This is a genomic window from Occallatibacter sp., from assembly GCF_049802275.1.
In the GTDB taxonomy this organism is placed as follows: domain Bacteria; phylum Acidobacteriota; class Terriglobia; order Terriglobales; family Acidobacteriaceae; genus Telmatobacter.
Genome location: NZ_JBARMD010000532.1, coordinates 1 through 3,791 on the forward strand (window position 1 = coordinate 1; position 3,791 = coordinate 3,791).

General features: G+C 60.2%; 4 protein-coding genes. 1 reads left to right on the forward strand and 3 read right to left on the reverse strand.

Annotated elements, in window-relative coordinates; genetic code table 11:
• On the forward strand, positions 1-275 hold a 275-nt coding region (locus WA354_RS18410; RefSeq protein ID WP_472814480.1), incomplete at its 5' end, for a DUF3106 domain-containing protein.
• Positions 276-340: 65 nt separating this feature from the next.
• Here the strand turns inward: WA354_RS18410 and WA354_RS18415 are convergent.
• The 3 genes from WA354_RS18415 to WA354_RS18425 all read right to left on the reverse strand — a co-directional run.
• The gene (locus WA354_RS18415) at positions 341-934 is read right to left on the reverse strand and encodes an LbetaH domain-containing protein (protein ID WP_472814481.1); all 594 of its coding nucleotides are present in this window, start codon (positions 932-934) and stop codon (positions 341-343) included.
• Positions 935-948: 14 nt separating this feature from the next.
• Positions 949-3,228, reverse strand: coding sequence for a beta-glucosidase (locus tag WA354_RS18420; RefSeq protein WP_472814482.1), 2,280 nt, complete (start codon positions 3,226-3,228; stop codon positions 949-951).
• Between the two features lie 121 nt (positions 3,229-3,349).
• A partial coding sequence (locus WA354_RS18425) for a hypothetical protein (RefSeq protein ID WP_472814483.1) occupies positions 3,350-3,791 on the reverse strand: 442 nt, incomplete at its 5' end.

A 3,791-nucleotide genomic window follows, 5' to 3' on the forward strand; every position in this document is an offset into this window, starting at 1 on the left:
CGCAACGGGAGCGAACGCTGGCGCGGGCTGAGAACCTTGAGCGGCTTTCGCCTGAAGAACGCGACCAGGTGGCGGCATCGGCGCGGCGCTGGAAGAGCTTGCCGCAGGATCGGCAGTCGATGATGCGCAACGCCTTTCGCGATCTGAAATCTGTTCCGCCGGATCAGCGCTCCATCGTGCTGAACTCAAGCCGCTACCAGGGCCAGTTCAGCCCGGAAGAGCGGGGCATCCTGTCGAATATGTTGCGCGTGGAGCCCTACGCGCCGCCGCAGTAATCTCGCAAGGAACTCGATGTTGCTCGCAGGGCTTTCACCTCGGCGGGCTTCTTTTTGTGTCTGAGCTAGCGGGTGATCTTGTTGCGCTGCTTTACTTTGACAGCCGGCGATCCGCCATACACGGCCCATGGCTCCAGGTCGCGGGTCGCCACGGATGCAAGCCCCAGCACCGAACCTTCGCCCAGGTTCACACCCGGCGCTACGCATGCCCGCGCGGCCACCCATGCGTAGGCACCCACTTCCATGGTGTAGGCCAGCAAAGGAAAGCCGGGGTCGTCGAAGTCATGCGTCGCGCCACAGAGGTAGGAGTTCTGCGAAAGAATTGCGTGCGAGCCAAGGCGTACCGGCGCGGGGTTGTAGATCTCGGCGCCATCGCCAACGGCCACGAGGTCAGCGCAGATCAGGTTCCACGGCGCCCATATTCGCGACGATGGATAGAACTTGCAGTTTGGTCCCAGCTTCGCGCCAAAGATGCGGAGCAGTAACGCTCTCCAGGCAAAGAGCGGTCGCGGCGAGAAGCGAAAAAAGATTGCCCAGCATAGATTCCACACTACTCGCCGCATGCGGTTGCCGAACGAGAAGGCCGGACGAAGATAAGGATCTGGCGCCGTTTCCGGGGCGATATGTTCAGCTGCGTTGTAGTGCAGTTGCCTGGCCATCTTTCACGAGTTTATCAGCGCATAACTTGTAAGGGAGCCTTGAGGCGGATGTCGCGCGATGAAGCTCCGACCTGAATCTCGAAGGTGCCTGGAGCGAGAGTCCACTGTTTCGTGTCGGGACTCCAGTATTCGTAGGCGGATTTATCAAGACTAAACTTGATGGTCTGGCTCTCGCCGGGTTTAAGTTCGACGCGTTTGAAGGCTTTGAGCTCATGTGCGGGACGGTCGATTTTTGCGTGGTCGTCGTGGACGTAGAGCTGGACGACTTCGGCGCCAGCGCGCGATCCGCTGTTCTTCACCTTGACTGTAACTAGCGTGCCCTCTGACTTGACAGTGCCCGAGTGGGTAACGAACGGGATCACGCTCAGGTCGCTGTATTCGAACGTGGTGTAGCTGAGGCCGAAGCCGAAGGGGAATTGCGGCTCTACGTTCTTCGTGTCGTAGTAGCGATAGCCGACGTAGATGCCTTCGGCGTAATGAACCTTGAGATCCTGGCCGGGATAGTTCTTTGCTGCCGGAGAATCTTCAAACTTCTTGGGCAGCGATACGGGGAGCTTGCCGGAGGGATTGGCGTCGCCGAAGAGGATAGCCGCGAGCGCATTGCCGCCTTCCTGGCCGCCATACCACATGTCTAGCAGTGCGGGCGTGGTGTCGAGCCATTTCGTCATCGTCACTGGATCGCCGGTGTTGAGGACAACGACGGTGCGGGGATTGGCTTTCTCTACGGCAGCGATCAGCTCGTCCTGGCCCGCGGGCAGGTCCATGGTCTTTACGTCGAAGCCCTCGGACTCGTTCTTGTTGTAGCGGCCTACCACCACGATGGCGACGTCTGCCTTTGCGGCTGCATCGGCCGCGGCTTTGAGATCATTTGCGCGGGCTTCGGGGGTATCGTGGGCTGGGTCTTCGCCATCCATGCCGACGCCCAGCGCGGGGGTGATCTGGATGCCGGAACCGGCGCGCTTCTGGATTCCCTGGAGAGGCGAGACCGCATATTTTGGCCGGACGAGCGAGCTGCCTCCACCGCCGGTGCGCGCGACGAGTGCGTTGGGACCGATCACTGCAATCGAATGGATCTTCGATGGGTCGAGCGGGAGCAGGTTGTTTTGATTTTTGAGAAGGACGATGCCCTCGGTTGCGCCGTCACGCGCTACTTTCTGCTGTTCGGGCGTGTCCACTTCGCCGAGTGCGGTGCGGGGGGAATCCATGATGCCGCTGAGCATAATCACGCGCAAGATACGGCCAACGTTGTCGTCGATGGTTGCCTCGGTAATTTTGCCGGCCTTTACATCGGCTAGAACTTTGTTGGCTTCGAGCCAGAGTCCGCTGTTGCCGCTCATGATGGTTTGCGGGCGTGCCAGCATGACCTTTGCCGGGGGTCCGCCGGGCATTTCGAGGTCCATGCCGGCATTCACCGTCGGGGCGGTCGAATAGGTGCTGCCCCAGTCTGAAACGACGAAGCCTTTGAAACCGAACTCTTTTTTCAGAATGTCGGTCAGGAGGTAGGGATTCTCGGCGCAGTATGTGCCATTGACTTTTTCATAGGCTGACATCACGGTCCAGACATCTGCCTGCTGAACTGCGGCTTTGAACGCGGGCAGATAGATTTCATGGAGCGTGCGTTCGTCGATCGTCTCGTCGAGGCGGTGGCGTTCGAACTCCTCGTTGTTTGCGGCGAAGTGTTTGACGGACGGAATCACGCCCTCGCCCTGCACGCCGCGGATATAGGCGACGCCCAATTGGCCAGACAGGTATGGATCTTCGCCGTAGCCCTCAAAGTTGCGACCCCAGAGGGGAACGCGGTTGATGTTGACGGTGGGCCCGAGGATCATATCGCGGCCCAGCGCTTTTACTTCCTGCGCAATGGCCTGGCCCTCGCGCTGCACGAGAGCGGTGTCCCACGTGGCTGCCATTGCCACTCCAGATGGGAACGATGTTGTCTCCACCCTTACGGGATTCGATGACGCATTGGTGATGGCCGAACTACCCGCCCAGGAGCGCACGCCCATGGGGCCGTCGGCCATCTTGATTGCTGGAATACCGAGGCGCACGATGGGCGCGGATTCCATCCAGCCGGAGCCGGAGAGCATGGTTGCTTTTTCTTCGAGCGTCATCCGCTTCAGCAGATCTTGCACGCGCTGGTCTACCAGCAGACTGGTGCTTTTGTACGCGGGAGCGGCGGTCGTTCCAGCGGCATTTTGCGCGGCCGAAGACGTTGCCTGGGCCTGAACAAGCGCAAGGAAAGTGAAGGAGGACAGGAGGAAAACCAAGCAAAGACGCAAACTGCGGAAGATCATCCGAAGCTCCCAGGGCGGGTTTCGCACCGCCGCCAAATTGCAGCCCATAGTAGCGGATCATGGTGCTCCTCAACAAATATGGCAAAGCGGTTCAACCTGGTGGATGAAGCGCGGGTTTTATTCAGGGTCGCGGCTCATTGATATGCAGAGGCGAGCCGGTTTCCCCCGGCTCTCCTTCCGGCCCGAAGAGGAGCCATCCGGATCCGACCGCGATCAACAAAAGGCCAAGCCAGCCGCGCGCTTGAACTCCGGGGCGAAGAAACGCCAAGCCAAGCAGGTTCGCCGAGAGCGGCGCTATCAGGAAGCGTGTAGTCATGCGCGCAGCTGTCATGCGGCGCATGAGCCAGAAGAGCAGAGCGAGGGCGAGCAGGTCGAGCGCGATCCAAGGATTGGGCAGGGACAGACTTCGGGGGGTGTGGTGCTCGAACACTATGCCCAGCAAGGCGAGGGCGATTGCAGCGCCTCCTGTCGCGATGGTTGCGAAGCTGAGAATTGATCGCGCGGGTTGCTCGGATGCTATGCGGACTGCGATGCAATTGGCAGCAGCGAGGGAAGCGACTGCT

What these genes read in the sequence shown, in the direction of transcription:
- WA354_RS18415 (WP_472814481.1), bottom strand. Translation starts at nt 934, where the DNA reads ATGGCCAGGCAACTGCACTACAACGCAGCTGAACATATCGCCCCGGAA.
- WA354_RS18420 (WP_472814482.1), bottom strand. Translation starts at nt 3,228, where the DNA reads ATGATCTTCCGCAGTTTGCGTCTTTGCTTGGTTTTCCTCCTGTCCTCC.